Source organism: Roseomonas sp. BN140053 (assembly GCF_047690175.1).
Lineage (GTDB): Bacteria > Pseudomonadota > Alphaproteobacteria > Acetobacterales > Acetobacteraceae > Roseomonas.
This window is the reverse complement of the sequence record NZ_JBLLEB010000005.1, coordinates 49,094-73,972: the sequence shown is the minus strand read 5'-3', so window position 1 is coordinate 73,972 and position 24,879 is coordinate 49,094. Positions and strand designations below refer to the sequence as shown.

Here is a 24,879-nt window from a genome sequence, read left to right as displayed (position 1 = left end):
AGGTTCTTCCTTCACACGGGAACCCCGCGCCGGCCGGATGCCCGCGGGGCATGAACGGCGATCTGGCACGGGGCTCCTTGCCATTCCGTTCCCTGGCGCACGCTCCCGCGGATTTTCCCGGGCCGCGTGCGCAGGGCAGTTTATGTGCCGCGCGCTGGCGCTCAGGCGCCGGTGACGCTCACCTCCACCGTGCCGATGCGCTCCACGCCGGCGCGGATCGTGTCGCCCGGGCGCACCGGGCCCACGCCTTCCGGCGTGCCGGTCATCAGCACGTCGCCGGGCTGCAGCGTGTAGAAGGAGGAGGCGAAGGCGATCAGCGCCCGCACCGACAGGATCAGGTCCTTGGTGCGCGCCTTCTGCCGGTGCTCGCCGTTCACTTCCAGGAAGATCTCGACATCGGCCGGGTCGCCGAACTCGTCCGCCGTCACCAGCCAGGGGCCGAGCACGGTGTAGCTGTCGATCGACTTGCGGAAGCTGCGCTCCTCGGGGCCGCGCAGCGTCATGTCCAGGCCCAGCGTGTAGCCGGCCACGTGGTCCAGCGCGTCGGCCTCGGAGATGTTGGTGCCGGCCTTGCCGATGATCGCCACCAGCTCGATCTCGTGGTCGTTGCGGCGGTCGGGGAAGCGCAGCGTCACCGGGTCCTGCACGCCGATGATGGAGCTGGTGGCCTTCAGGAACAGGCCGCTCTCCTGGATCTTGCGCACGTGGGCAGCCGAGAAGGTCTCGGGCTCGGCGATCGCCTCGTCGAGGTGGGCGACGTAGTTCACCGGCGCGGCCACGACCTTGCCGGGATTGCCCACCGGCGGCAGCAGCCGCACGGAAGCCAGCGGCACGCCGGTGGCGGCGGCGGCGGCGTCGCGGATCGCCGGCAGCAGCTCGGGGAGTGCTGCGATCACCGGGTCGAAGCGCGGCAGCGGCGGCCGGAAGTTCGGCAGCCGGTCGAGCACGGACGACACGTCCTTGACGAGGTCACCCTCGACGACGCCGAAGCGCCCCTCGTTGAAGAAGCACAGCTTCATGGGCGTTGGTCCTGTTCTTCTGGGATCGGTTGTGGGTTGCGGGAACGGGGGGCGGGGCGTGCCGGCGGCGGCGCGAACTGCGCCAGCACGTCCTGGCCGCGGCGCACCACGCGCTGCAGCAGGTCGAGCAGGGTCGCGCGCTCCTCGGCGGACAGGTCCACCAGCAGCTCGGATTCGCGCAAGGGCACGAAGCGCTTCACGGCGAGCAGCGCTTCCTCCCCCGCCGGGGTCAGCTGCAGCGCGTAGGCGCGGCGGTCATCGGCGCGGCGGACGCGGCGGATCAGGCCGTTGCCCTCCAGCCGGTCCACCGATTGCAGCAGGGTCGGGCCTTCCACGTCCATCAGCCGCGCCAGCGCCGCCTGGGTCAGTCCGGGATTGCTCTCGATGGCCAGCAGCATCCCGCCCTGCATGGGGGTGACGTGGTGCTTCTCCTCGCGGAACACGCTCTGCCAGTGCAGCGCGAACAGCGTGTGCGCGCGGCGCAGTTGGAAGCCCACGAGGTCGCGCACCGGCGCGACGGAACCGGCACCCGCCGGCCCGGAGTCGGATGCGGGAAGGCTGGCCGGCACGGCCGCCTCCCCCGCATCCGGCGCCTCGGCCGGCAGGCGAGCGACGCCGCCCACCGGCATTGCATCCGGCAGGGCGGCACCGGCGGGGCGCGCCCCGCCGGCGGGACGGGCCCGCCGGGCCGTGGCGCGCGCCGTCGTCACGCGGTGGCACGCTCCTCGCGGTACAGGCCCAGCTTCTCCTGCGCCACGCGGTCGGAGGAGCAGAACAGGAAGCAGTCGCTTTCCGCCTGGAAGGAACGCTGCGTCCAGTTCGGGATCACGAAGATGTCGCGCGGCCCGAAGGGGATCTTCTGGTCGCCGATCGTCGCCACGCCGCGCCCTTCGGCCACCGCCACGATGATGCCGTCGGTGGAGCGGATGCCCTGCGTCGCCATGCCGGCGGGCAGGTGCGTCATCCACGACGCGATGGTGGGCATCGCCCAGCCGCCGTCCATCGGGTTGCTGTACTTCAGCGTCGCCGCCCAGTGCGGGTCGAGGTCGCCGGCCGCGGCCACCGCCACCAGCGAGGCGCGGGTGCGCTCGAAGGGGTAGTTGAAGATCGGCGAAGACTTGCCGAAGGGGCTCTCCGCCTCGATCGGCAGCAGCGCGTTGCCGTAGCGGTTCAGCGAGTCGTCCTCGGGCCGGCCGATCGACTGCGCCGCATCGTTGTGGTGCTCGGAAAAGCCGCCCTCGAAGAAGTTCACCACCGGCAGGTCGAGGATGTCCATCCAGATGATCGGATCGGACGAGGTGTTGCCGTGGTCGTGCCAGGCCCAGGACGGGGTGATCACGAAGTCGCCCGTGCGCATCGTGGTCTTCTCGCCGGCCACGGCGGTGAAGCCGCCGCCGCTTTCCAGCACGAAGCGCAGCGCGGACGCGGTGTGGCGGTGCGCCGGCGCGACCTCGCCGGGCAGCACCAGCTGGATGCCGGCATACAGCGTGGCGGTGGCGCGGGACTTGCCGGGCATCGCCGGGTTTTCCAGCACCAGCACGCGGCGCTCGGCTTCCTCGGCGGTCAGCAGCGCGCCGGCTTCCATCATGTAAGGGCGCACCTGGTCGAAGTGCCACACATGGGCGCGCGGGCTCGGCCGCGGCTCGGGCGGCACCAGGCCCTTCAGGCGCTCCCACAGCGGCGCCATGGATTGCGCGTCGATGCGGTCGTAGAATTCCTGGCGCTTGGCCTGTTCCTCGGCCGAAACCGCGCCGGCATCATGCGGATGGTTGTCCATAACCCGTCTCTCCCTGCTCGGTGTCGCCGCGGCCCTGGCGAGAAGCACGGCCGCGCGCACCCGGATTGAAACCGTCGGGGCCTTCACCCCGTCGGCCTTGGCCCGCACCCGAGGCCAGGGCCCGCCGCGCGCACCGGCCATACCTCGCGGCAAAGGCCGGGTCGCGCCGTTCTCACGCGGCCGCCCGGAGGCGGCGCCCCGGCCCGCGCCGCCCGGAGGTCGGGACACGGCGTCGCCGGTGATATAGGTCGGCCGTCGCGGCACCGTCAGCCCCGCCCAGCCGCCCCGGCCGGCAGCGCGCCGGCCCCCTTCGCCGCAGTGGGTCCGGGTGGTTCTGAACCGCGCCCGACCACGTTTTGCTTAGGTAGGCTAACGATAAGGCTGCCTTTGGGGTTTCGCAAGCCCCAAATGCGCGGCCATCGCGGCTGACCGCCTTGACCCCATCGCAGGCAGCCTGATAACCGGGCGCCCTGTTCGCGCCGCCGTGCGGGGCGCAGAACCACCCGAGGAACGCGTCTCAAGGAAGGCGGCCGCACCATGCCCCAGGCTGAACACACGGCTGAACGAGCCTCCGCCTCGCCGGACGCCAACCCGCTGCGCGGCATCCGCGTGCTGGAACTCGGCCAGTTCATCGCCGGCCCCTTTGCCGGGCTGATGCTGGCGGACATGGGCGCCGAGGTGATCAAGATCGAGCGCCCCGGCTCCGGCGACCCGTTTCGCGGCTTCGGCACCGGCGGGCCGGACGGGCGCTTCACCGGCTACAGCCACAACTTCACCGCCTTCAACCGCAACAAGCGCTCCCTGTCGCTGGACCTCGGCAAGCCGCGCGGCCAGGCGCTGTTCCGCGAACTCGCGGCCAAGGCCGACGTGGTGCTGGAAAACAACCGTCCCGGCGTGCTGCAGCGCCTGGGCTTTGACTGGGACGCGCTGCGCGCGATCAACCCGCGGCTGATCTACTGCTCCATCACCGGCTTCTCGACGGACGGCCCCTACAAGGACCGCCCGGCCTACGACGCGATCGGCCAGTCCTTGTCCGGCATGCTCGGCACGCTGCTGGACCCCAGCGACCCGCGCATGCGCGGCCCCACCATCACCGACCAGATCACCGGCATGCAGGCGGCCTACGGCGTGCTGGGCGCGCTGATGGGCCGCGAGCGCAGCGGCCAGGGCGCGCGCGTGGAGATTTCCCTGCTGGACGCCAGCATGTTCCACATGCCTGACAGCTTCACCGCCCTGACGCAGTCCGGCTTCACCATGAACAGCGAAACGCGCGCCGCCTTCTCGCTGACCTTCGCCTTCCGCTGTGCCGACGAGAAGGTGATCGGCATCCAGGTATCCTCCACCGAGAAGTTCTGGCGCGCCCTGCTCAAGGCTATCGGGCAAGAGGCGATCGGCGCCGACCCGCGCTTCGCCGACCGTCCCGGCCGCATCCGCAACTTCTCCGCCCTGATCGAGACGCTGCGCCCGATCTTCGCCACCCAGCCGCGTGTCCACTGGCTCGACACGCTGTCGGAACACGACGTGCCCTGCGCCCCCGTGCATTCCATCCCCGAAGCGATGGCCGACCCGGAGGTGCAGCACCTCAAGCTGTTCCACGAAGTCCAGCACCCCCGCCGCGGGGCGCTGACCATGATGCACCGCGCCGTGCGGCTGGACGGCCAGCGCGAGGCGGACCCCCTGCCCCCGCCGGAACTGGGCGAGCACAGCGACGCCGTGCTGACCTCCTTCGGGGTGCCCGCCGCGGAGATCAGCGCCCTGCGTGCCGAGGGCGTGGTCTAGGGCGGGTTCCGAAAGGCCCGCCGTCCCGCGCCGCAGGGCCGCCCAGCCAGCACCCGCCGGGCGCGGGGATCACCAGCCTTCAACCGGCCCGGGAATCGCCCTGGAGCAGCCCTGCCCCCTCAGCCGCGAGCAGTTGCTCCAGGGAAATCCGGCGGTGCCCCATCCGGAGCGCACCCTCCGCCGACCACCAGCTTTCGGCCGGCCGGTCCCAGGTGAGCTCGACACCGTTCTGATCGGGATCGCGCAGGTAGGCGGACAGGCTCACGCCATGGTCGACGACATCGTCGATGGCGATGCCGGCAGCACCGAGGCGCCGGCTGGTGTCCTGCAGCGCGGCCAGTTCGCCGAAGGCGACCGCGAAATGATACAACCCGGTCGCCCCTTGCGGCCGCGGCGATCCCCCCTTGCTCTGCCAGGTGTTGATGCAGAGATCGTGGTGATAGCTGCCGAAAGACAGGAAGGCCGCTTCCTCCAGCCGCTTCGTGACCCGCATCCCGAGAGCGTCCTGGTAGAAGGCCAGCGACCGTTCCAGGTCGGACACCGACAGGTTCACATGGCCGATGCGTCGGGGGTTCGTCGTTTCGGCAGAAGGCCGGGTTTCCTGGGCAGTCATCGCATTCTCTCGTGGGGGGATGGAGAATGACGGAAGGCTTGCGCCCAGCATCGCACCACCCCTGTTGAAGGAGGTGCCGTGGGTGCGTCTGGGGCGCCTTTTCCCGCTCGCGCGGTGGCCGGACTAACCAAACCGGCCTGAATCTTTTCGATCCTTCATCGCTACGCCCGCTGGTCGGCGCGCGTCAAGCTCACGCGCCCGGCCGCACCGCCGCCTGACCGCGGCCACGATGCAGGCCCGCGCAGGCGGAAGCGCAGCCTTCGCTGGCCCTGCTGGAGCCCCGCGCGTTCCGCCCCGCGCCTCAGCCGCCGGGCAGCGGGTCGGCGGCGACGCGCACCAGCCGCACCAGCGTGCCGCGCAGCGCGTCCAGCTCGCCGCCCGCCAGCACGCCCAGGAATTCCTGCTCCACCCCGTCCACCACGGCGTCGCAGCGCGCCAGCAGCGCCGTGCCTTCCGCCGTCAGGCTGATGCGCAGGATGCGCCGGTTCTCCGCCGCCTCACGCCGGCGGATCAGCCCCTTGCGCTCCAGCGCCGCGATCATCTCGTTCATCGCCTGCGCGGTGACGCCCAGCCGTCGCGCCAGCTCGGCCGAGGACGGGCCGGACCCGGCCTGCCCTTCGGCCCGCTCCTCGCCGCCCTCGCCGGGCCGGTCCGACAGGCTCAGCGCCGTGTACTGGGTGGGCGTCAGCCCGAAGCCGGCCAGCGCCGCTTCCAGCCGCGCGTAGCTGGCCAGCTGGGCCTGCCGCAGCAGGTACATCGTCCGCATGGTGCCCGGCATGATGTTTCCGACGCGCCCCCTTCCCCGCACCGCCGGGAAGCGCGCCGTCCCGGTCCGTTCCCCTGCCGGTAGCGCCCGTTTCCGGACGGCGCAACACGGCGCTGGATTCGCCGCGGCCCAGGATGTAAGGTTACCTGACAAACGACGCTTTCGCGGAGGATCGCAGATGTCGGCAGCGCAAGGCCCGCAAACCCCGGCGCAGGACAACGCCGCCGCCCCGCCCGTGCTGGTGGAGATCGAGAACGGCATCGCCTGGGTGACGCTGAACCGCCCGAACAAGCGCAACGCCATGAGCCCGGCGCTGAATCAGATGATGCTGGACACGCTGGAAGCCCTGGAAGAGGACGACAGCTGCAAGGTCGTCGTCATCACCGGCGCGGGGGAAAGCTTCTCCGCCGGCATGGACCTCAAGGAATACTTCCGCGAAACCGACGGCAAGCCGGCCTCGCAGCGCTACAAGGTCTACCGCGCCGCGGGCACCTGGCAGTGGCGCAAGCTGCGCTTCTACCCGAAGCCCACCATCGCCATGGTCAACGGCTGGTGCTTCGGCGGCGCCTTCACCCCGCTGGTGGCCTGCGACCTCGCGATCGCGGCGGACACGGCGCAGTTCGGCCTTTCGGAGATCAACTGGGGCATCATCCCCGCCGGCAACGTGACCAAGGCCGTGCAGAACGTCATGAACCACCGCGACGCGCTGTACTACATCATGACCGGCAAGACGTTCACCGGCACCAAGGCCGCCGCCATGGGCCTGGTGAACGAGGCCGTGCCGCTGGCCGAGCTGCGCGAACACACCCGGGCGCTGGCGCTGGAACTGGCCGGCAAGAACCCGGTGGTGCTGCGGCAGGCCAAGCACGCCTTCAAGAACATCGCGATCATGGATTGGGACACGGCCGACGACTACCTGATGGCCAAGCAGGAACAGGGCCGCTTCCAGGATCCCGAGCGCGGCCGCGAACAGGGCATCAAGCAGTTCCTGGACGACAAGACCTACAAGCCCGGCCTCGGCGCCTACAAGCGCGGCGAGTAAACGGCGGCGGTGCGCGATGGCTTCTCCGGGCATCGCGCACCGCCGGCCCGGGCCGGGCGGAAGCACCCGGCCCGCGGCGATACGATGCCCGCAGCCGAGGCCACGGCCGGCGCGTTGCACCCGGCAAGTGCCAGCGGGAGTTCCGGCCATGCCCCTCGACAAACCCGACCCGATGACCAGCCCGGATCGCGACAAGCCCGGCAACCATCCCGTCGCTCGCCCAGGGCAGGAACCCGACCCGCGCGCGCAACAGCCGGAGCGGCGCCCCGGCGAGCCCGGAATCCAGGGCGGTCCGGCCGGTGCCGGCTCCACCAGCGACACGGGCGGCAGCCGCGGCTGACGGCGAGCGGCGGCCCGCGCCGCCCAGCGCCGGTTCGCCCAGGGCCACGCCGTTCAGGGCTACCGCGCCCAGCGCCCCCGCTCAGGGCCGGCGAAACAAGAAGGCTGTGCCGTCCCAGATCGCGAAGGGCGTCTCGCCGTTCACCACCAGCGCCAAGCCATTGGCATCCGCCCAACGCGCGGCCTCCGCCCGGTCGGCAGCGATGTCGCCGCGATAGCTCAGGTTGAGCACCGCCAGCGCCCCACCCGGCCGCAGCCGCGCCGCGATTGCTGCCACCTGCGCCTCCGCCACCCCCGCCTCCACGAGGTAGGGGAAGCTGTCCACCGCCAGCACCAGGTCGAAACCCTGCCCGTCCAGCGCCGGCAGCTCCGTTCCCGGCGTCCATTCGAAGCGTAGCCCGGTCACCCCGGCATGCCGCCGCCGCGCTTCCGCCACCATGCCCGGCGACACGTCCAGCCCCAGCACGGCGCGGCAGCGCGGCGCCAGCGCCGCCGCCACCCGCCCGGTGCCGCAGCCGAGGTCCAGCACCTCCCGCTCCGGCCCGATCAGCCTCTGCCCGTCCAGCCAGCCCAGGATTTCCGCCGTGGCCGCGGCCAGGATCGCCGGGTCGTTCAGCGAATAGGCCGCCACGCTGGCCTCCGGCGCCCGCGCCACCGCGCGGTCGAACATGGCCGCCACCCGCGCCACCGCGTCCGTCGCCGAGGCGCCGCCCGGACCATGCTCCAGCCCGGCCGCCCGCAGCATGGCGCCGACCTCCGCCAAACCTTCCCGCCGCGCCGCGAACAGCGCCCGCAGCGCCGCCGCCCGCGCATCCTCCCCGGGCAGCGCGTCCAGCCGGGCCGCCACGGCCGCCGGGTCCAGCCCCGCCAGCACCAGCCGCGCCAGCGCCACCTCCGGCGAGATCCGCCCTTCCAGGCAGAGCGCCAGCGGGTCCTCCGCGCTCACGCCACCGCCCGCCGCGCTGTTTCCAAGCTCAAGCCGTCATCCCTCGCCCCGGCGGCACCAGGTGCCGCGCCGCGTTGTGCCGGTCGGCCGCGCCCCAGCCGTATTTGTAGGCCTCGTCGCCGCGCAGCAGGTGCAGCTCGCCGCCGCCGGTTGCCAGGATCTCCTCGACGATCGCGCCCAGCAGGATCGCGCCCGGGCTTTCATAGGAACGCGCGCCGTCAAAGCCGCTGAGATACAGCAGCACCCGCCCGCCCGGCGCCAGCAGCGCATAGGTTGCCGCCGCCGGCACCCCGCCGAGCCGCAGCAGCTGCAACCGCAGCACCCCCACGGCCAGCAACCCCGGCGCCGCCGCGCGATGGAAGCGAAGCACGCGCGGATCGGCCAGCACGCCGCCGGGCTCGCCCCGCGCTTCCCAGCGTGCCCCGTGCAGCGCGATCAGCGCGTCCAGCGCGGGGTCCAGCGTGTTCGCCGTGGCGCTTTCCACCGCCCAGCCGCCGGCCCGCTCCGCCCGGTTACGGGCGTTGCGCAGCGCCGCGTGCCGCTTGCGCGACAGCACCGCGCCCAGCGTCGCCCCGGCCGGCAGTTCCAGCACCGGGCAGGGATCGCTGTTCCAAAGCCCTGCATCTTGCCAAGCACCCGCCAAGGCTTCCCGCAGCGCCGCGCCGGGCGGCAGGTCCGTCAGGTCGCAGGTGGTGGCCTCGGGCGAAGCCTCCAGCGCCGCGCGCAGCAGCAGCGACGCCGCTTCCGCCGGCGCCTCCGGTTCCAGCAGCACGTCGAGGTAGTCCGACAGCCCGATCCCCATCGGCAGCAGCTTGGTCTCCTCCCCTTCCGGCAGCAGGTAGAGCGGCAGCAACCCGCGCAGCCACCCTGCCCCGTCCCGCAGCGCCGCCGCCCGTGGCTGCCCGGTGCCGAACTCCGCCCACCAGGGCAGCAGCCAGAAGGGCGACTGGAACGGCGTCGCCGCCGGGCAGCGCCGCCACAGCGCCTCCCATTCCGGCCGCAGCGCCAGCAGCGCCGCGTCGTCGCGCAGCACCTCGGCCCGCAGGCCGCACGCCGCCGCGCTCACGCCGCCAGCCTGCGGTAGATGTCGAGATACGCCGCCGCCATGCGCTCGCGGGAAAAGCGCTCCCGCGCCACGCGCCGGCATTCCTGGGGATCGATCTCGCCGACCCGGGCGATGGCATCGGCCATCTCCGCCGCGTCGCGCACCAGGAAGCCGGTGCGCCCGTGCTCCACCACTTCCGGCAGCGCGCCGTTCGGAAAGGCCACCACGGGCGTGCCGCAGGCCGCCGCCTCCATCGCCACCAGCGAGGAGGTTTCCGCCACCAGGCTGCACACCAGCAGGCAGCGCGCCGCGCCCAGCAGCCGCCGCTTCCGCACGAAGCCCAGCGGCCCCAGGAAGCGCCGCGCCCCGTCCAGCAGCGGCACCACCTCGCGCGCGAAATACGCCTCGTGCTCGGGGTAGGGGTATACCTCCCCGCCCAGCAGCAGCGGCACCTCGGCCGCCTGGGCCGCCTGCAGCGCGAGGTGCTGCCCTTTCTCCGGGCACACCCGCCCCAGGTTCAGCGCGAAGCCCCGCCGCGCGTGCCGCGCCCCCCCCAGAGCTTCCACCGCCACCCCGTTCGGCACCGGCGGCAGCAGCCCCGCCGCTCGCCCTTCCAGCCCGCGATGCTGTGAGGCCGAAACGCCCACCAGCCAGGTGTTCGGCCGCGCCGGGTGCAGTGCCTCGGCCGGGTACCAGTCCGGCGGCAGGTGCAGCGTTACCAGCGCCGGCGGCCCGGGGGGCGGCAGGGTGCGGTCGAAATCGATGCCGTGCAGGTGCACCACGTCCACCGGCTCCGCCCGCAGCACCGCCGCCACGGCCCGCGACGCCGCCGCCTGGGCCGCCGCCCTGGCCGCCGCGTCCAGTGCCCCGGCCGGGCGGGGAATGGCGCGCAGCTCACCCGCAACGCGCGAGCCTTCCTGCGCCACCACGATCGAGCGATGACCCGCCGCCACCAGCGCCGCGTCCAGCGTCGCCAGCACCTGTTCCGCCCCGCCCACGAAATCCGCCCCCACCGGCGCCAGCGGATAAGCCACGGACAGCACGCGCAGGGCGCTCACGCCGGCAGCCCGAGCTCCGCCCGCGCCGCGGCGGCAAGGCCGCGCCAGCGCGCGCCGTCCATGCCCCAGGGAAACCGCTCGTAGAGCAGCTGTTCCGCAGGCGGCGCAGTGAAATCGTAAGGAGGCGCGGCCCGCAGCGCCCGGCGCCCCAGGGGGAACTGCGCCAGCGTCGCGGCCTGGGTGCGGAAGCAGTCCAGCATGGCTCGCTCGCGTGCCGCTTCCTCCGCGGTCAGTGTCACCACGGTCGCTACCTCGCCGTCCGGCAGGAACTCGCCCACCGCCCAGCCCTGCGGCCCGGCATGGTAGAAGGCGGCCTCGAAGATCGCGGGCGGTTCGGGGCACAGCGCCGCTGCCGCGTGCACCGCGAAGGCCACGGCATCGTGGTCGGGATGCCCGCCCTCATAGGGATGCGTCAGCACCGCCCGCGTCCCCTGCCGCACGAAGGCCGCCGCAAGACGCCGCGCCAGTTCCGCCAGGGCCAGCGAGGCCCCCTGGTCGGCCACGCCCAGGCACAGCCGCTCCGCCGGAACCCCGGCCAGCGCCGCGTCCAGCTCGCGCGCCCGTTCCGCGCCATATTCCGCCGGCATGTCGAAACCCGCCGCCCGCGCGTCGGCCGCGTTTCGCGGGGCACCGTCGGTGACGTGGACGATCAAAAGCTGCCGGAATAGCGGCAGCAACGGCCCGGCGGCGATGGTCTCGTCGTCCGGATGCGCCACCACCAACGCGAGCGGCTCCTCGACCGGTTCGCGCCGTTCCAGCCGGGCGAGAAGGCTCAGGCCGCGGCCCCGGCGGAAAAGCGCCCGGGCGCGTAGCGGCGGATCATCGTGGCGCAGAACTCGGCGAAGCGCTCGGCCTGCTTGGGCGGGGCGGTGTAGTGCGCCCAGGTGCCCTCTTCCTCCGGCGTGAAGCAGAAGGTCACGGTGGTGTCGAAGCCTTCCAGCGCCCGCATCTGCCGGTCGAACCAGGCTTCCGCGTTGGGCCGCAGCCAGTCTGCCCAGCTCAGCCCGGTGCGGAGATAGGTGACGCCCATGTCCTTCATCTTGCTCACCGCGTCGTCCAGCCGGTGGTCCTCGAAGTGGAACCACTGGCACAGGCCGAACTCGGGCACGACCTCGCGGAAGTGCTGCGCGGCCAGCTTGGCCCGCCCGTGCTCGTCGAACAGGCCCATGTGGAAATGGCGGTAATAGGAGGAACCCTCGGCCTCGCGGTGGCGGGTCGTCGCCTCCCAGGTCGCCGGCAGGTCATACAGGCTGTACCAGTGGATGCGTGGCGCCTTGCCCCGCAGCAGCTCGTGCGTGCGGCGCAGGCCCCAGTCCTGCACCTCCTCCGCCCCGAAGGTGGAGATGCCGACCTCCGACACCCAGACCGGCTTGTCCGTCACCGCCTGGATGGAGGCGATCTTGTCCGGCCACTCGTTCAGCAGCCAGTGGTTCCAGTCCAGCGGGAAGCCGTGCACCGCCACGGCATCCACGTTGTCCATCACGCCCTGCGCCGCCAGCACCTGCAGGAAGCTGGGGTCGATCGGCGACATGCCGCCCAGCACGCGTGGCAACCCCGGCGCTTCCGCCGCGATCGCCTGCCCCGCCAAGTTGGTCATGTTGGCGAACATCGCCCAGCCCGGATCGGCCTCCAGGTCCCAGTGGGACTTGTTGTTGGGCTCGTTCCAGATCATCGCGGCTTCGATCATGCGCCTCGGTCCTTCTTCGCGCCCGATTAACCGGCCTGCGGCGGCAGGTCGCCACCGCCGGCATCGCCCGGCCCGCGCGCCGGATACACCGGGCCGGACCATTTCTCCGGCCGTTCCGTGCGTCGGCACAGGAACACCTCCGGCTCCGGATTCTCCAGCACCGCGAAGCCCGCCGCGCGCAGCATGGCGGCGGAAGCGGCACGGTTCGGCGCCCACCAGTTGGTGGGGTCGCCGGAATAGCTCTTCTCGATGAAGTGCAGCTTCGGCCAGGCGGGATCGTCGAAAATCTCGCTCTCGAAGAAGTCGTAGTCGGGCGCGATCGGCTTGATGCTCTCGCTGCCGCGCTGCATCGACTGGAACAGCAGCAGGTCGCCGGCGACGTGCTCCTGGATCAGGTCCAGCGCCAGCAGCGGGTGCCGCAGGTGGTACAGCACGCCCATGAACACCACGAGGTCGAAGCGCTCGCCCAGCTTGGCCACGTCATAGACCGACAGCTGGCGGAACTCGATCTCCAGCCCCTCGACCTCCGCCGCGAAGCGCGCCTGCGCCAGGTAGTCCTCGTCGAAATCGACGCCCAGCACGCGGGCGGCGCCGCGGCGCTTCATCTCCATGCTGTAGAAGCCGCCGTTGCAGCCGATATCCAGCACTGTCTTGCCGGTCAGGTCGGCGGGCAGCACGGATTCGAAGCCGCGGAACTTCACCGCCGGATAGTCGCCCAGGAAGTGCCCCGGCGCCGTGCGCACGCCGCGCAGGTCCAGGTTGTGGAACCACGGCCCCAGCTCGGCCGCGCGCGCCGCGATGCGTTCGGGTGTCCAGACCTCAGCGCTCATGCCACTCCCTCACCCTGTTCCGCCCCCGCACTGCCCGGCAGTTGCGCCGCCATGCCGCCCAGTAGCTGCGTCGCCTCGCGATAGCCGTTCAGCGTGCCGACGTCGACGTAGGAGCGCCCGGCCCGTACCCCCCAGGCCTCGTTGCCGCGGGCGATCCAGGCATTCACCAGTGTGCCGATATACTCGTCCTGCCGCTCGCGCGCTTCCCACAGGGCGCGCAGCGCGTGCAGCGTAGCGCCGGGCATCTTGAAGGCGCCCCAGATCCAGTTGGTGGCCGCCCCCGTGCGCTTGACCTGGATCTCCCGCACCCGGCCCTCGGCATCGGTGTCCACCGCGTCGAAGAATTCCGGCCGCGCCACCGGGAACAGCAGGAAGCTCAGCCGGTCGTCGGGCAGTTCGCGCAGCGCGTCCTCGGGGAACCACACCGTGTCCGGCAGCCCCACCAGCACCGGCTCCTCCGGCCGCACGAAGGGGGTGGCGCGGAAGATCGCGTCGCACAGGCCGGCCGCGCGTTCCTGCACCGCGTAGGCCACGCTCGCGGTGCCGAAGGCGCCGCCGTAGTAGCGCAGGATGTCGCTCTTGAGCGGCGAGATCACGAAGAGGATCTTGTCCGCACCTCCGCGCACCATCCGCTCCACCAGGTGCTCGCTGACCGCGCGCGGCCGCTCCACGCCCGATTCGTCCACCCGGCTGCCCACCGGCAGCAGCTCCTTGGAAAAGGCCAGCGGCTGAATCCGCGTCCCCTGCCCGGCCGCCGGCACGATGCCCCACATGCGCGGCTCAGGCCCCGGCCGGGGCGGTGGCGGACTCGATCGCCGCCACCATCTCGCGCGCCCGGCGCGCCGCCGTGTGCTCGGCCAGCACCCGCTCCCGCGCCCGGCGCGCCAGGGCGGCCAGCTCCTCGTCGCCCCGGTCGATCGCCGCCAGTGCGTCGTCGGTGTCGTGCGCCACCAGGATCTCGCGGCCCGGCTCGAAGAAGGCGTCCAGCCCGTCCCACCAGTCCGTCAGGATCGGCGCGCCGGAGGCCGCGGCCTCGAACAACCGCCCCGACGGGCACCAGCCCGAGCGCGCCATCGCCTCCCGCGTCACGTTCAGCGTCAGGCGGGAAGCGGCGTAGAAGGCCGCGTGCTCGGCCGGCGGCAGGTGGCGCACGAAGAAGGTGTTGGCGGTCCAGGGGAAGTCCTGCGGGTACTGCGCGCCCGCGATCACGAAGCGTGCCTCCGGTCGCAGCCGCGCCGGCTGCACGAACAGCCGCTCCAGCATCGCCTGCCGGTCGGCGGCGTAGGTGCCGATATAGCTCAGCGCCGCCCGGAAGCGGTCGGCCGGCGCCGCCGGCGCGTGCAGGGCCGGGTCCACCGAGCCGTAGATCGGCACCACCCGCCGCGCGCCCAGCCGGTCGCGCAGCGCCGCCAGCGCCTCGCCGCCGGTGTAGCTCAGCACCAGGTCGTAGTTCGCGAAGCCCTGCGGCCCGAGGTAGTCCACCGCCTCCCCCGCCGCCACGCGCGCCAGGGTCACGGGGGTGTCGAGGTCGTAGAAGCAGCGCAGCGCCCGCCCGTCCTCCAGCAGCGCTGCCGCCCCGGGCGCGTCCGGGCAATAGGAGGTGACCATGCCGCAATCCGCCTCCGCCAGCGCCCGGCGCGCCCGGGGCAGCACCTCCGACCAGTCGCGGTACAGCACCAGCTCGCCGCCTTCCGGCAGGGCGTGCAGGTCGCGGTTCTCGGCGTAGTAGGGCACGTCGCGCTCGAAGAAGGTGACGCGGTGGCCGTCCGCCAGCAGGGCGGTGATCAGCGCCCGCCACAGCGCCGCATGCCCGTTGCCCCAGGAGGAGGACACGGCGAGGCCGAAGATAACCAGCCTCATGCCCGGGAGGTTCCGGCGAGAACGGCAGAGGCGGCAGGCATGGGTCCGATCCAGCAAAGGATTCGGCGATCTTTGGTGGGCGGCCGTTCCGTCAGCAAGCCGTGAAGCCTTCACCATCCGGTGCGCCACCCGCCGGCGGGCCCGCATATCAGGGCTGGTCGGGGCCGAGCATCCGGTGAAAGCGGATCGAGGAATCGGTGAAGCCCAGCGCGCGGTAGAATGCCTGCGCCTCGCGCCGGTCGCGCCCCGTGGTCAGTTCCAGCCGGTTGCAGCCGCTTCGCTCCGCCAGCAGCGCCGCCGCGTCCACCAGCTGCCGCCCCAGGCCGCGGCCGCGCGCCCCTTCCGCCACCACCAGCGTGGTGATCCGGGCATCGGGGCGGAGCCGGTGCAGCATCCGCGTGGCATGCACCGCCACCACGCCCAGCACCTGGCCCGCCTCCTCCGCCACCAGCACGGGGTGCGAATCGCCCTCGCGCAGCGTGGCCAGCACCTCCGCCTCCGTCACCTGCCGGCCGAGCTGGCGCACCAGCTCCACCAGGGCGGGGGCGTCGGCCTCCGTGGCGCGGCGGATCGCGGTCACGCGGCCCGCAGCACCCGGCCGGCCACCGCGTCCAGCTTGGCCACCAGGGCGGGGTCGCGCGCCGCGGGGGCGGTGATGATCGCGTGCTCCAGCGCCCGGTCGCAGCCGGCCGGGCACGGCCCGCGCGGCGCGCCCAGCATCGGGATCACCGCCTTGACCAGCGCCTTGGCCTTGTCGGCATTGGCCAGCATCACCTTGACCACCGCGTCCACCGACACCGCGTCGTGCCCGGGATGCCAGCAGTCGAAGTCGGTCACCATGGCCAGCGTCGCGTAGCAGAGCTCGGCTTCCCGGGCGAGCTTGGCCTCCGGCATGTTGGTCATGCCGATCACGTCGCAGCCCCAGGCCCGGTACAGCTCGCTTTCCGCCTTGGAGGAGAACTGCGGCCCTTCCATCACCAGATAGGTGCCGCCGCGCCGGTGCGGCACGCCGGTTTCGCGCGCCGCATTCTCCAGCGTGTCGCCCAGCCGCGGGCAGGTCGGGTGCGCCATGGACACGTGGGCGACGCAGCCGGTCTCGAAGAAGCTCTTCTTGCGGGCAAAGGAGCGGTCGATGAACTGGTCCACGATCACGAAGTGGCCCGGCGGCAGGTCGCCGTTCAGGCTGCCCACGGCGGAGATGCTCAGCACCTCCGTCACCCCGGCCCGCTTCAGCGCGTCGACGTTGGCGCGGTAGTTCAGCTCGCTCGGCGGTATCCGGTGGCCGCGGCCGTGGCGCGGCATGAACACGCAGCGCACGCCGCCCAGCCGGCCGAACAGCAGTTCGTCCGAGGGCTCGCCCCAGGGGCTTTCCACCTGCCGCCATTCGCGCTCCTCCAGCCCGTCGATGTCGTAGAGGCCGGAGCCCCCGATCAGGCCGATAACCGGTTCGATCAGCTCGGACATGCGGTGCTCCAAACAGCAGAACGGCCGCTCGCGCGGCCGGTCGCCTCGATGGGAAAGGGCGCCGGGGATCCCGGCACGGCAACCGCCCGGTGGGCGCGCAACGGCGCACCCCCGGCCGGCCGCAAAGTCAGTGCAGGTCGGCCCAGAGCTTGCGCTTCAGCATGAAGGCCAGGCCCCAGAGCACCAGCAGGAAGATCACGATCCGCACGCCCATGCTGTGCCGCGCTTCCAGGTTGGGCTCCGCCGCCCAGGTCAGGAAGGCCGTGACGTCGCGCGACAGCTGGTCCAGCGACGGGTTGTCCTGCCCGGGAAAGGACAGCTGCCCGTCGTTCAGCGGCTTGGGCATTGCGATCATGTGCCCGGGGTAGAACTCGTTGTAGTGCATCCCCTCCGGCACGTGCACGCCGGCCGGCGGGTCGCGGTAGCCGGTCAGCAGGGCATGGACGTAGTCCGCCCCTTCCTCGCGCGCCTTGACCAGCACGGACAGGTCGGGCGGCAGGGCGCCGCCATTGGCCGTGCGGGCCGCCGCCTCGTTCGGGAAGGGGGAGCGGAAACGGTCGGTCGGCCGGCCGGGCCGGTCGGCCACCACGCCCTCGTCGTTGGGCGCGCCGGGCACCTGCACGCTGGCGGCGATGGCCTCCACCTGCTGCGCGCTCAAACCGATGTCGCGCAGGTTGCGGTAGCTCAGCAGGTGCATGGAATGGCAGTTGGCACAGACCTGCAGGTAGATCTGCGCGCCTCGCTGCAGCTCCGCCCGGTCAAACGTGCCGAGCGGACCGGAGAAGGAGAAGTTGGCGTCCGGGATTTCCGGCGCGGTGCCGTGGTCCTGGGCACGGGCGACGCCGGGCACCAGGGCGGGGGCGACCGCCAGGGCGGCAGCGAAGGCCACCCCGGCGAGCGTCTTGGACCAGTCGCGCAGCATCACGCCTTCTCCATCGGCTTGGCAGTGGCGGCGCCCATGGGCAAGGGCCCGCCTCCCCGGTGCAGCACGGGGCGCGAGATGCTTTCCGGCAGCGGCAAGGGCCGCTCCAGCCGCGAGAACAGCGGCAGCAGCACCAGGAAGTACAGGAAGTAGTAGGCGGTGGCGAAGCGGCTGATCGTCACATAGGGCTCCTCCGGCGGCTTGCCGCCGACATAGAGCAGCACCAGGAAGGAGATCACCCACAGGAAGAAGGCCGGCCGCGCCAGCGGACGGAAGCGCATCGACCGCACCGGGCTCATGTCCAGCCAGGGCAGCACGAACAGGATGGCGATGGAGCCGAACATCAGGATCACGCCGCCCAGCTTGTTCGGCACGGCGCGCAGGATCGCGTAGAAGGGCAGGAAGTACCATTCCGGCACGATATGCGCCGGCGTCACCAGCGGGTTGGCGGGGATGTAGTTGTCCGTGTGGCCCAGGAAGTTGGGCGCGAAGAACACCAGGATGGCGAAGACCAGCAGGTACACCACCACGCCCAGCCCGTCCTTCATCGTGTAGTACGGGTGGAAGGGAATGGTGTCCTGCGGCCCCTTGGGCTGGATGCCCAGCGGGTTGTTGGATCCCACGATGTGCAGCGCCGCGATGTGCAGGAACACCACGCCCACGATCATGAAGGGCATCAGGTAATGGAGGGAGAAGAAACGGTTCAGCGTGGGATTGTCCACGGAGAAGCCGCCCCACAGCCAAGTCACCACGCTCTCGCCCACCAGCGGGATGGCGGAGAACAGGTTGGTGATGACGGTGGCGCCCCAGAAGGACATCTGGCCCCAGGGCAGCACGTAGCCCATGAAGGCGGTGGCCATCATCAGCAGGAACAGGATCACGCCGAGGATGAACAGCAGCTCGCGCGGGGTCTTGTAGGACCCGTAATACAGGTTCCGGTAGATGTGGATGTAGACCACGATGAAGAACATGGACGCGCCGTTGGCGTGCACGTAGCGCAGCAGCCAGCCATAGTTCACGTCGCGCATGATGCGCTCGACGCTGTTGAACGCCATGTCCACCTGCGGCGTGTAGTTCATCGCCAGGAAGATGCCCGAGGCGATCATGATCGCCAGCGAGATCATGGCCAGCGCGCCAAAGGTCCACAGGTAGTTGAAGTTGCGCGGAGTCGGGAAGCTCCCGTACTCCTTCTCGAGCATGGTGAAGATCGGCAGCCGCTGGTCGATCCAGCGCAGCACGGGGTTCTTGACGTCGCTTTGGATCAGGCCCGGGGCGGCCATGGAATGCTCCTGCTCCTGAAGGCGGAGAAACGGGGGGCCGGCGGGATGCCCCGCCAGCCGGCCGCGGTCAGCCGATTCGGATCTTGGTGTCGGATGTGAAGCTGTAGGTCGGAACCGCAAGGTTCAGCGGCGCCGGGCCGCGGCGGATGCGGCCCGAGGTGTCGTAGGCGCTGCCGTGGCAGGGGCAGAACCAGCCGCCGTAATCGCCCCTGACGTCCGAGGATTTCTGGCCCAGCGGCACGCAGCCCAGGTGCGTGCACACCCCCACCACCACCAGCCACTCGTCCTTGCCCGGCTTCACGCGGCTCTGGTCGGTGGCGGGGTCCTTCAGCTCGCTCATTGGGGCGTCTTCCGCCGCCTTGATCTCTTCCGGCGTGCGGTGGCGCACGAAGACCGGCTTGCCGCGCCACACCACCGTGATCGCCTGGCCCACGGCCACCGGCGTCAGGTCCACATCCGTGGTGGACAGCGCCAGCACGTCGCGCGACGGGTTCATGGAGTTGATGAAGGGCCAGACCACCGCGCCCACGCCCACGGCGGCGGTGGCCGCCGTCACCAGCTTCAGGAAGTCGCGCCGGCCGTGCTCATGATCGGGCGCGGGCGGCAGCCCGGGGCGCTCGCTCTGGGTGGTCGGGGAACCCTGCAGCCCGGGGATCGACCCGCCGCCGGCCGTTGCCCCTGCGGTCGCCATCTGATCGGCCATGCGTCCTGTTGTCCTAACGTCGCAACATCCAATGGGCCGCCGCTGCGCCCCTCCCGCGGGGAACACCGTGACGGCCGCCATCCCCGCCGCGAACCCTGCGGCGGCACCGGAAGCGGCACCCCGGGCATATACCCCGGCTACCGCCCCCGCGCGGGGGCCATATAAAGGTCCGTCGCGACAGGTGGCAACGGCATCCCCGGCACGCCGGGAACACGGATCGGTTTGGAATGACACAGTGTAGCCCGCAGGCACCATCCCTCGGCCCCGACGGGGGCGATCCGGCCGCCCATCCCCTGGCCGGCCCCGCCCGCCAGTGGTTCGAAGGACTGCGCGACCGGCTCTGCGCCAGCTTCGAGGCGATCGAGGATTCGCTCGCCTCCGGCCCCCACCTCGCCCTGCCCCCCGGCCGCTTCGCCCGCACCTCCTGGCAGCGCACCGAGGGCGGCGGCGGGGTGATTTCGGTGATGCGCGGCCGGGTGTTCGAGAAGGTGGGCGTCAACGTGTCCACCGTGGCCGGCACCTTTTCCCCCGAGTTCCGCCGCCAGATCCCCGGCGCGGAGGAGGACCCGCGCTTCCTGGCCACCGGCGTGTCGCTGGTGGCGCATATGCGCTCCCCCCGGGTGCCGGCGGCGCACATGAACACCCGCTTCATCGTGACCCGCCGCGCCTGGTTCGGGGGCGGCGGCGACCTCACCCCCATGACCCCCGAGGCGCCCGAGGCGCAGGAGGACGCGGCCGGCTTCCACGCCGCCTTCCAGGCCGCCTGCGACCGGCACGACCCCAGCTACTACCCGCGCTTCAAGCAATGGTGCGACGAATACTTCTTTCTGCCCCACCGCAACGAACCCCGCGGCCTCGGCGGCATCTTCTACGACTGGCTCGGCCGCGACGAGAACCCGGCCCGCCTGCCGGAACACTTCGGCTTCACCCGCGACGTCGGCGAAGCCTTCCTCGGGAGCTACCCCGCCATCGTCCGCCGCCGCATGCACGAACCCTGGACGGAGGCGGAGCGCGAGCACCAGCTGGTCCGCCGCGGCCGCTACGTGGAGTTCAACCTGATCCACGACCGCGGCACGCTGTTCGGCCTCAAGACGGGCGGCAACACGGAGGCCATCCTGATGTCCCTCCCCCCGGAGGTCCGCTGGCCCTGACGCAGAGCCGGGGCGCATGAACCGTCCGGATCGGCTGGTGCGGGGATCGGCCGGCCGCACGTCATCATGGCCGGGCGCGCCATTCCCGACGCCGGCAAGCGGCCAATACGAAAAACCCGGGGCCGCTGCCGCGAACCCCGGGCCTTCCGTCACAACGGGCGCCGCCCCTCAGTAGCCGGTGCGGTCGCCCTTGCTCTTCGGGTCGTGCGTGTGATGGCTGTCCCGCTCGCCGCCACCCGTGCCGACCTGGCTCTGCGGCCGGTTGGTGGGGGCGCCGGGCTCCACGTGCTCTTCCTTGCGGCTGGCATGGCCGTGGCTGCCGCCCTGGTGGCTGCTGCCCGGGCCGCTGCCGGAACGGTCCGCTTCTTCGGTCTTCGGTGCGCCGTGTCCCATGCTCAACGGTCCTGCTGGTAGCCCTGGTGGGTGGTGTTCTGCTTGATGTTGCCCTGGCGGCCCTGCTCGCCGAGGTGACGGCGCGTGGGCTCGCTCTGGGCCTTCTGTTCCTGGGTCAGCTCGCCGGTGCCGGGATTGGCGCTGCCGCCGATCGGCGACTGGTTGTCGGGCGGCACGGGCGGCAGATGGGCCTTGGAGGACATGGGTTCTCCCTTCTTGTTCGGGTGCGGAGGTTCCAACGCCCCACCGCTGCGCAGGGTTCCCCCGCGGCCGCCATCGGTTGCGCAGCCGTGATGCCGTCGCCATAGGAAGCGCCGTGTCGTCCAACCCCTCCCCCGCCTCGCCCGCCGCGGCCGCCACGCCCCCCGCCGGCCGCCGCCCCGGCGGCTTCGCCACCTGGGCCGACAGCCTGCTGCACGACCACGCCATCCTGCGCACCGGCTGGCGCAACTGGGCCGCCGTGGCGCCCGGCCGCCTGTACCGTTCCAACCATCCGCAGCCCTGGCAGCTCCGGCAGGCGGCGCGCCGCGTCGGGCTGCGCACGGTGATCAACCTGCGCGGCCACCGCGCCAGCTGCGGCTCCGACGCCCTGTCCCGCGCCGCCGCGGCCGAGCTCGGCCTGGCCCATCACGACGCCCCCTTCGAGAGCCGCGGCGCCCCGTATCGCGACCGCATCCTGCGCCTGGCGGAGCTTTTCGCCCGCGTGGAGGAGCCGGTGCTGCTGCACTGCAAATCCGGCGCCGACCGCACCGGCCTCGCCGCCGGCCTGTGGCTGCTGCTGCAAGGCCAGCCGGTGGCGGCCGCCCTGGACCAGCTGTCCTGGCGTTTCGGCCACGTGTCCGCCAGCCGCACCGGCATCCTGGACGCCTTCTTCCGCGCCTATGCCGCCGCCGGCTCGCCACCTTTCCTGGACTGGGTCCGCCACGGCTACGACGAGGACGCCCTGCGCCGCGACTTCTCCTCCGCCCCCTGGGCGAACCGACTGGTGGACGGGCTGCTGCGCCGGGAGTAAGCGCCGGCTTCCACATCTGGCGGCCGGTCGCCCCCGTTCCGGCCGCAGCGCAGTTCCGCCCTTCCCGGCCCACCCTTCCCGCGTGAGGCGCCATGCACGCTTTCCAGGCCCATTGCCGCGACCAGCTGGCCCGCATGAGGACGGAAGGCCGCTACCGCACCTTCGCGGAACTCTCAAAATCCCGCCGCGACTTCCCCCGCTACCGCGGCCCGGACGGGCGGGAAATCCTGGTCTGGAGCTCCAACGACTATCTCGGCCTCGGCGGCTCCGACCTGCTGGCGAACGCCGCGATCGCCGCGATCGAGGCGCACGGCGTCGGCTCCGGCGGCACGCGCAACATTTCCGGCAATACCCCCATCCATGCCGAGTTGGAGCGCGAGCTGGCCACCCTGCACGGCAAGGACGCGGCGCTGGTCTTCACCTCCGGCTACGTCGCCAACCAGGCCGCGCTGGGCACCATCCTGGCCAGCCTGGACGGCGACTGGCACGTCTTCTCCGACGCGATGAACCACGCCTCCATGATCGCGGGCATGAAGAACGCCCGGCGCAAGTCGATCTTCCGCCACAACGACCCCGACCACCTCGACTCCCTGCTGGCCGCCGCCGAGCCCGGCACGCACAAGCTGGTGGCCTTCGAATCCGTCTATTCCATGGACGGCGACATCGGCCCCCTCGCCGCCCTGGCCGCGGTGGCCCGCAAGCACGGCGCCCTGACCTATCTCGATGAGGTCCACGCGGTGGGCATGTACGGCGACACCGGCGCCGGCGTGGCCGAGCGCGACGGCGTCATGGCCGAGATCGACATCATCCAGGGCACCCTGGCCAAGGCCTTCGGCTGCCACGGCGGCTACGTCGCCGCGGCCGCCGAGATCGTGGACTTTCTGCGCTCCGCCGCCTCGGGCTTCATCTTCACCACCTCCCTGCCGCCCTGCCTGGCTGCGGCAGCCCTGGCCTCCGTGCGCCATGTCCGCACCGCCCGCGAGCTGCGCGCCCGCCACGCCGAACGCGCCGCGCGGCTGAAATCCGCCTTCCGTGCCGCAGGCGTCGCGCCGATGGCCTCCTCCGTGTCGCACATCGTCCCCGTGCGCATCGGCGACGCCGCCCTGTGCCAGGAGGTCAGCCGCCGGCTGCTGGACGAGCACGGGCTCTACGTCACGCCCATCAACTACCCCACCGTGCCGCGCGGCACGGAACGGCTGCGCTTCACCCCCACGCCCCTGCACGGCGACGCGGAGATCGCCACCGCCGCCGCCGCCCTGGCGGAGGTGCTGGGGCAACTCGCCCCCCGCCGCGACGCGGACGCCGCCTAGCGGAAGCGGCCCGGCGGCCCCCTGCCGCCACCCCCGCTCGGACGGCCCCGCCGCACCCCCGCGACCGAAGCCACCCCACCACCGCGCCCCTGCCGGGCGCCGCGCGACGCTTGGCCGCCCTCCCGGCCCTGCCTATCTACCCGTCACACCTCGGATTTTCGTCCCGCCTTCATGCTGCGTCTCACCGAACTCAAGCTCCCCCTCCGCGACGGCGAGCCCGACCGCCAGGACGCCGCCCTGCGCGCCGCCGTGACCCGCCGCCTGCGCCTGGAGGAGGGCGAGTTGCTGGACCTCCAGGTTGCCCGGCGCGGCTACGACGCACGCAAGCGCTCCGACATCCAGCTGATCTACTCCCTCGACCTCGAACTGCGCGACGAGGCGCGCGTGCTGCGGCGCCACGCCGAGGACCGCAACCTCGGCCCCACGCCCGACACCGGCTACCGCTTCGTCGCGCGCGCGCCGGAAAACCTCCGGCGCCGCCCGGTGGTGATCGGCACCGGCCCCTGCGGCATCATGGCCGGGCTGGTGCTGGCGCAGATGGGCTTCCGGCCGATCATCCTCGACCGCGGCAAGGTGGTGCGGGAGCGGACCAAGGATACCTGGGGCCTGTGGCGCCGGAGCGAGCTGCAGCCGGAATCCAACGTGCAGTTCGGCGAGGGCGGCGCCGGCACCTTTTCCGACGGCAAGCTGTGGAGCGGGATCAAGGACCCCCAGCACCTCGGCCGCAAGGTGCTGGAGGAGTTTGTGCGCGCCGGCGCGCCGCCGGAAATCCTCACTGTTTCCAAGCCCCATATCGGCACCTTCCGGCTGGTGACCATGGTGGAGAGCATCCGCGCCACGGTGGAGTCCCTGGGCGGCGAGTACCGCTTCGGCTGCCGCGTCGACGACCTGGACATCGAGGTTTCGCCCGACGGCACCCGCCGGATGCGCGGCGTGGTGCTGCACACCGGCGAGCGCATCGCCGCCGACCAGGTGATCCTCGCCGTCGGGCACAGCGCCCGCGACACCTTCGCCATGCTGGCCGACCGCGGCGTCTACTTGGAACCCAAGCCCTTCTCGATCGGATTCCGCATCGAGCACCCGCAATCACTGATCGACCGCTGCCGCTTCGGCGACGCCGCCGGCAACCGCATCCTGGGCGCGGCCGACTACAAGCTGGTGCACCACGGCTCCAACGGCCGCTCGGTCTATTCCTTCTGCATGTGCCCGGGCGGCACGGTGGTGGCCGCGACCTCCGAACCCGGGCGCGTCGTCACCAACGGCATGAGCCAGTATTCGCGCAACGAGCGCAACGCCAATGCCGGCATCGTCGTCGCCATCGAGCCCAAGGACTATCCCGGCGGCCCGCTGGCCGGCATCGCCTTCCAGCGCCACTGGGAGGAACAGGCTTTCCGGGCCGGCGGTGGCACCTACGCCGCCCCCGCCCAACGCGTGGGCGACTTCCTGGCCGGGCGGCCCTCCACCGCGCTGGGCTCGGTGATCCCGTCCTACCGCCCTGGGGTGACGCCCACCGACCTGTCCACCTGCCTGCCGGACTACGCCATCGCCGCGATCCGCGAGGCCATCCCCGTCTTCGACCGCCAGATCCGCGGCTTCGCCATGGAGGACGCGGTGCTGACGGGGGTGGAAACGCGCACCTCCTCGCCGTTGCGAATCCGGCGGGACGCAGGGTGCGAGAGTTTGAACACGCGCGGGCTGTTTCCGGCGGGCGAAGGTGCCGGGTACGCGGGGGGGATTTTGAGTGCGGGGGTGGATGGGATCAGGGTGGCGGAGGCGGTGGCACGAAACGCCATCGTAAACTGAGCCTCCTCGTGCCGACGGCCCTGTGAGAGGGTTACGTACCCCGGCGAACCACCCCGGGAGAGTTCCTTTCGCCGTCTGAG

Annotated in this window: 27 protein-coding genes; 7 read left to right on the top strand and 20 right to left on the bottom strand. The window is 71.9% G+C overall.

What is annotated here, in order from left to right; translation table 11 throughout:
- Window positions 1-161: 161 nt before the first annotated feature.
- The 3 genes from ACLIBK_RS07110 to gtdA are packed head-to-tail and all read right to left on the bottom strand — an operon-like array spanning window position 162 to window position 2,796.
- Window positions 162-1,019 (bottom strand): fumarylacetoacetate hydrolase family protein, encoded by an 858-nt coding sequence (locus ACLIBK_RS07110; protein ID WP_415386541.1) that lies wholly within the window; start codon window positions 1,017-1,019, stop codon window positions 162-164.
- Window positions 1,016-1,729: a MarR family winged helix-turn-helix transcriptional regulator gene (locus ACLIBK_RS07105; protein ID WP_415386540.1), complete on the bottom strand. Its 714-nt coding sequence runs from the start codon at window positions 1,727-1,729 to the stop codon at window positions 1,016-1,018. The genes ACLIBK_RS07110 and ACLIBK_RS07105 overlap by 4 nt, the downstream gene beginning before the upstream one ends.
- Entirely contained in the window at window positions 1,726-2,796 is a 1,071-nt protein-coding gene (gene gtdA, locus ACLIBK_RS07100) for a gentisate 1,2-dioxygenase (RefSeq protein ID WP_415386539.1), read from the bottom strand. The genes ACLIBK_RS07105 and gtdA overlap by 4 nt, the downstream gene beginning before the upstream one ends.
- A gap of 537 nt (window positions 2,797-3,333) precedes the next feature.
- Here gtdA and ACLIBK_RS07095 point away from each other — a divergent pair.
- The gene (locus ACLIBK_RS07095) at window positions 3,334-4,575 is read left to right on the top strand and encodes a CaiB/BaiF CoA transferase family protein (RefSeq protein WP_415386538.1); all 1,242 of its coding nucleotides are present in this window, start codon (window positions 3,334-3,336) and stop codon (window positions 4,573-4,575) included.
- Between the two features lie 79 nt (window positions 4,576-4,654).
- On the opposite strand, the gene ACLIBK_RS07090 is transcribed toward ACLIBK_RS07095, so the two are convergent.
- Together ACLIBK_RS07090 and ACLIBK_RS07085 are read right to left on the bottom strand one after the other, a co-directional pair.
- Window positions 4,655-5,188 carry a VOC family protein gene (locus tag ACLIBK_RS07090; RefSeq protein ID WP_415386537.1) on the bottom strand — a complete coding sequence of 178 codons (534 nt, stop codon included), beginning with the start codon at window positions 5,186-5,188 and terminating at the stop codon, window positions 4,655-4,657.
- Between the two features lie 301 nt (window positions 5,189-5,489).
- Window positions 5,490-5,966, bottom strand: a complete 477-nt coding sequence (locus tag ACLIBK_RS07085) for a MarR family winged helix-turn-helix transcriptional regulator (RefSeq protein WP_415386536.1) — start codon at window positions 5,964-5,966, stop codon at window positions 5,490-5,492.
- A gap of 166 nt (window positions 5,967-6,132) precedes the next feature.
- Between ACLIBK_RS07085 and ACLIBK_RS07080 the strand changes: the two genes are divergently transcribed.
- Both ACLIBK_RS07080 and ACLIBK_RS07075 read left to right on the top strand, forming a co-directional pair.
- The gene (locus ACLIBK_RS07080) at window positions 6,133-6,996 is read left to right on the top strand and encodes a p-hydroxycinnamoyl CoA hydratase/lyase (protein ID WP_415386535.1); all 864 of its coding nucleotides are present in this window, start codon (window positions 6,133-6,135) and stop codon (window positions 6,994-6,996) included.
- A 148-nt stretch (window positions 6,997-7,144) separates the two neighbouring features.
- Window positions 7,145-7,336, top strand: coding sequence for a hypothetical protein (locus ACLIBK_RS07075; RefSeq protein WP_415386534.1), 192 nt, complete (start codon window positions 7,145-7,147; stop codon window positions 7,334-7,336).
- Between the two features lie 81 nt (window positions 7,337-7,417).
- Here the strand turns inward: ACLIBK_RS07075 and ACLIBK_RS07070 are convergent, their stop codons facing one another.
- From ACLIBK_RS07070 to petA, 13 genes are all read right to left on the bottom strand, one after another.
- The gene (locus tag ACLIBK_RS07070; RefSeq protein ID WP_415386533.1) at window positions 7,418-8,281 is read right to left on the bottom strand and encodes a methyltransferase domain-containing protein; all 864 of its coding nucleotides are present in this window, start codon (window positions 8,279-8,281) and stop codon (window positions 7,418-7,420) included.
- A 28-nt stretch (window positions 8,282-8,309) separates the two neighbouring features.
- A complete protein-coding gene (locus ACLIBK_RS07065) occupies window positions 8,310-9,347 on the bottom strand; it encodes a GNAT family N-acetyltransferase (RefSeq protein ID WP_415386532.1) in 1,038 nt (345 codons plus the stop codon).
- Window positions 9,344-10,384 carry a glycosyltransferase gene (locus tag ACLIBK_RS07060; RefSeq protein ID WP_415386531.1) on the bottom strand — a complete coding sequence of 347 codons (1,041 nt, stop codon included), beginning with the start codon at window positions 10,382-10,384 and terminating at the stop codon, window positions 9,344-9,346. Before ACLIBK_RS07060 ends, ACLIBK_RS07065 begins: the two co-directional genes overlap by 4 nt.
- Window positions 10,381-11,103 carry a PIG-L deacetylase family protein gene (locus tag ACLIBK_RS07055; protein WP_415386530.1) on the bottom strand — a complete coding sequence of 241 codons (723 nt, stop codon included), beginning with the start codon at window positions 11,101-11,103 and terminating at the stop codon, window positions 10,381-10,383. Before ACLIBK_RS07055 ends, ACLIBK_RS07060 begins: the two co-directional genes overlap by 4 nt.
- Window positions 11,104-11,156: 53 nt before the next feature.
- On the bottom strand, window positions 11,157-12,071 hold the full coding sequence (locus ACLIBK_RS07050; protein WP_415386529.1) for a beta-xylosidase: 915 nt from the start codon (window positions 12,069-12,071) through the stop codon (window positions 11,157-11,159).
- Between the two features lie 26 nt (window positions 12,072-12,097).
- The gene (locus ACLIBK_RS07045) at window positions 12,098-12,901 is read right to left on the bottom strand and encodes a TIGR04290 family methyltransferase (RefSeq protein WP_415386528.1); all 804 of its coding nucleotides are present in this window, start codon (window positions 12,899-12,901) and stop codon (window positions 12,098-12,100) included.
- Window positions 12,898-13,674 carry a sugar phosphate nucleotidyltransferase gene (locus ACLIBK_RS07040; protein ID WP_415386527.1) on the bottom strand — a complete coding sequence of 259 codons (777 nt, stop codon included), beginning with the start codon at window positions 13,672-13,674 and terminating at the stop codon, window positions 12,898-12,900. The genes ACLIBK_RS07045 and ACLIBK_RS07040 overlap by 4 nt, the downstream gene beginning before the upstream one ends.
- A gap of 7 nt (window positions 13,675-13,681) precedes the next feature.
- Complete coding sequence (locus ACLIBK_RS07035) at window positions 13,682-14,761, bottom strand: CgeB family protein (RefSeq protein ID WP_415386526.1); 1,080 nt, start codon at window positions 14,759-14,761, stop codon at window positions 13,682-13,684.
- A gap of 148 nt (window positions 14,762-14,909) precedes the next feature.
- A complete protein-coding gene (locus ACLIBK_RS07030) occupies window positions 14,910-15,341 on the bottom strand; it encodes a GNAT family N-acetyltransferase (RefSeq protein WP_415386525.1) in 432 nt (143 codons plus the stop codon).
- On the bottom strand, window positions 15,338-16,225 hold the full coding sequence (locus ACLIBK_RS07025) for an S-methyl-5'-thioadenosine phosphorylase (protein ID WP_415386524.1): 888 nt from the start codon (window positions 16,223-16,225) through the stop codon (window positions 15,338-15,340). The genes ACLIBK_RS07030 and ACLIBK_RS07025 overlap by 4 nt, the downstream gene beginning before the upstream one ends.
- Window positions 16,226-16,352: 127 nt before the next feature.
- Window positions 16,353-17,147 carry a cytochrome c1 gene (locus ACLIBK_RS07020; protein WP_415386523.1) on the bottom strand — a complete coding sequence of 265 codons (795 nt, stop codon included), beginning with the start codon at window positions 17,145-17,147 and terminating at the stop codon, window positions 16,353-16,355.
- On the bottom strand, window positions 17,147-18,427 hold the full coding sequence (locus tag ACLIBK_RS07015) for a cytochrome b (protein ID WP_415386522.1): 1,281 nt from the start codon (window positions 18,425-18,427) through the stop codon (window positions 17,147-17,149). The genes ACLIBK_RS07020 and ACLIBK_RS07015 overlap by 1 nt, the downstream gene beginning before the upstream one ends.
- Window positions 18,428-18,494: 67 nt before the next feature.
- Complete coding sequence (gene petA / locus ACLIBK_RS07010; protein ID WP_415386521.1) at window positions 18,495-19,130, bottom strand: ubiquinol-cytochrome c reductase iron-sulfur subunit; 636 nt, start codon at window positions 19,128-19,130, stop codon at window positions 18,495-18,497.
- Window positions 19,131-19,357: 227 nt separating this feature from the next.
- On the opposite strand from petA, the gene hemF reads away from it, so the two are divergent.
- The gene (gene hemF / locus ACLIBK_RS07005; protein ID WP_415386520.1) at window positions 19,358-20,281 is read left to right on the top strand and encodes an oxygen-dependent coproporphyrinogen oxidase; all 924 of its coding nucleotides are present in this window, start codon (window positions 19,358-19,360) and stop codon (window positions 20,279-20,281) included.
- A gap of 168 nt (window positions 20,282-20,449) precedes the next feature.
- Here hemF and ACLIBK_RS07000 read toward each other — a convergent pair whose 3' ends face one another.
- A complete protein-coding gene (locus tag ACLIBK_RS07000) occupies window positions 20,450-20,674 on the bottom strand; it encodes a hypothetical protein (RefSeq protein WP_415386519.1) in 225 nt (74 codons plus the stop codon).
- A 2-nt stretch (window positions 20,675-20,676) separates the two neighbouring features.
- Window positions 20,677-20,877 (bottom strand): hypothetical protein, encoded by a 201-nt coding sequence (locus ACLIBK_RS06995; protein ID WP_415386518.1) that lies wholly within the window; start codon window positions 20,875-20,877, stop codon window positions 20,677-20,679.
- A gap of 113 nt (window positions 20,878-20,990) precedes the next feature.
- Here ACLIBK_RS06995 and ACLIBK_RS06990 point away from each other — a divergent pair, with 113 nt between their 5' ends.
- The 3 genes from ACLIBK_RS06990 (at window position 20,991) to ACLIBK_RS06980 (ending at window position 24,799) form a co-directional block, all read left to right on the top strand.
- Window positions 20,991-21,686 (top strand): tyrosine-protein phosphatase, encoded by a 696-nt coding sequence (locus ACLIBK_RS06990; RefSeq protein ID WP_415386517.1) that lies wholly within the window; start codon window positions 20,991-20,993, stop codon window positions 21,684-21,686.
- Window positions 21,687-21,778: 92 nt separating this feature from the next.
- Window positions 21,779-22,996, top strand: a complete 1,218-nt coding sequence (hemA, locus tag ACLIBK_RS06985) for a 5-aminolevulinate synthase (RefSeq protein ID WP_415386516.1) — start codon at window positions 21,779-21,781, stop codon at window positions 22,994-22,996.
- A gap of 171 nt (window positions 22,997-23,167) precedes the next feature.
- Window positions 23,168-24,799, top strand: coding sequence for an NAD(P)/FAD-dependent oxidoreductase (locus tag ACLIBK_RS06980; protein WP_415386515.1), 1,632 nt, complete (start codon window positions 23,168-23,170; stop codon window positions 24,797-24,799).
- The last annotated feature ends 80 nt before the right edge of the window (window positions 24,800-24,879 follow it).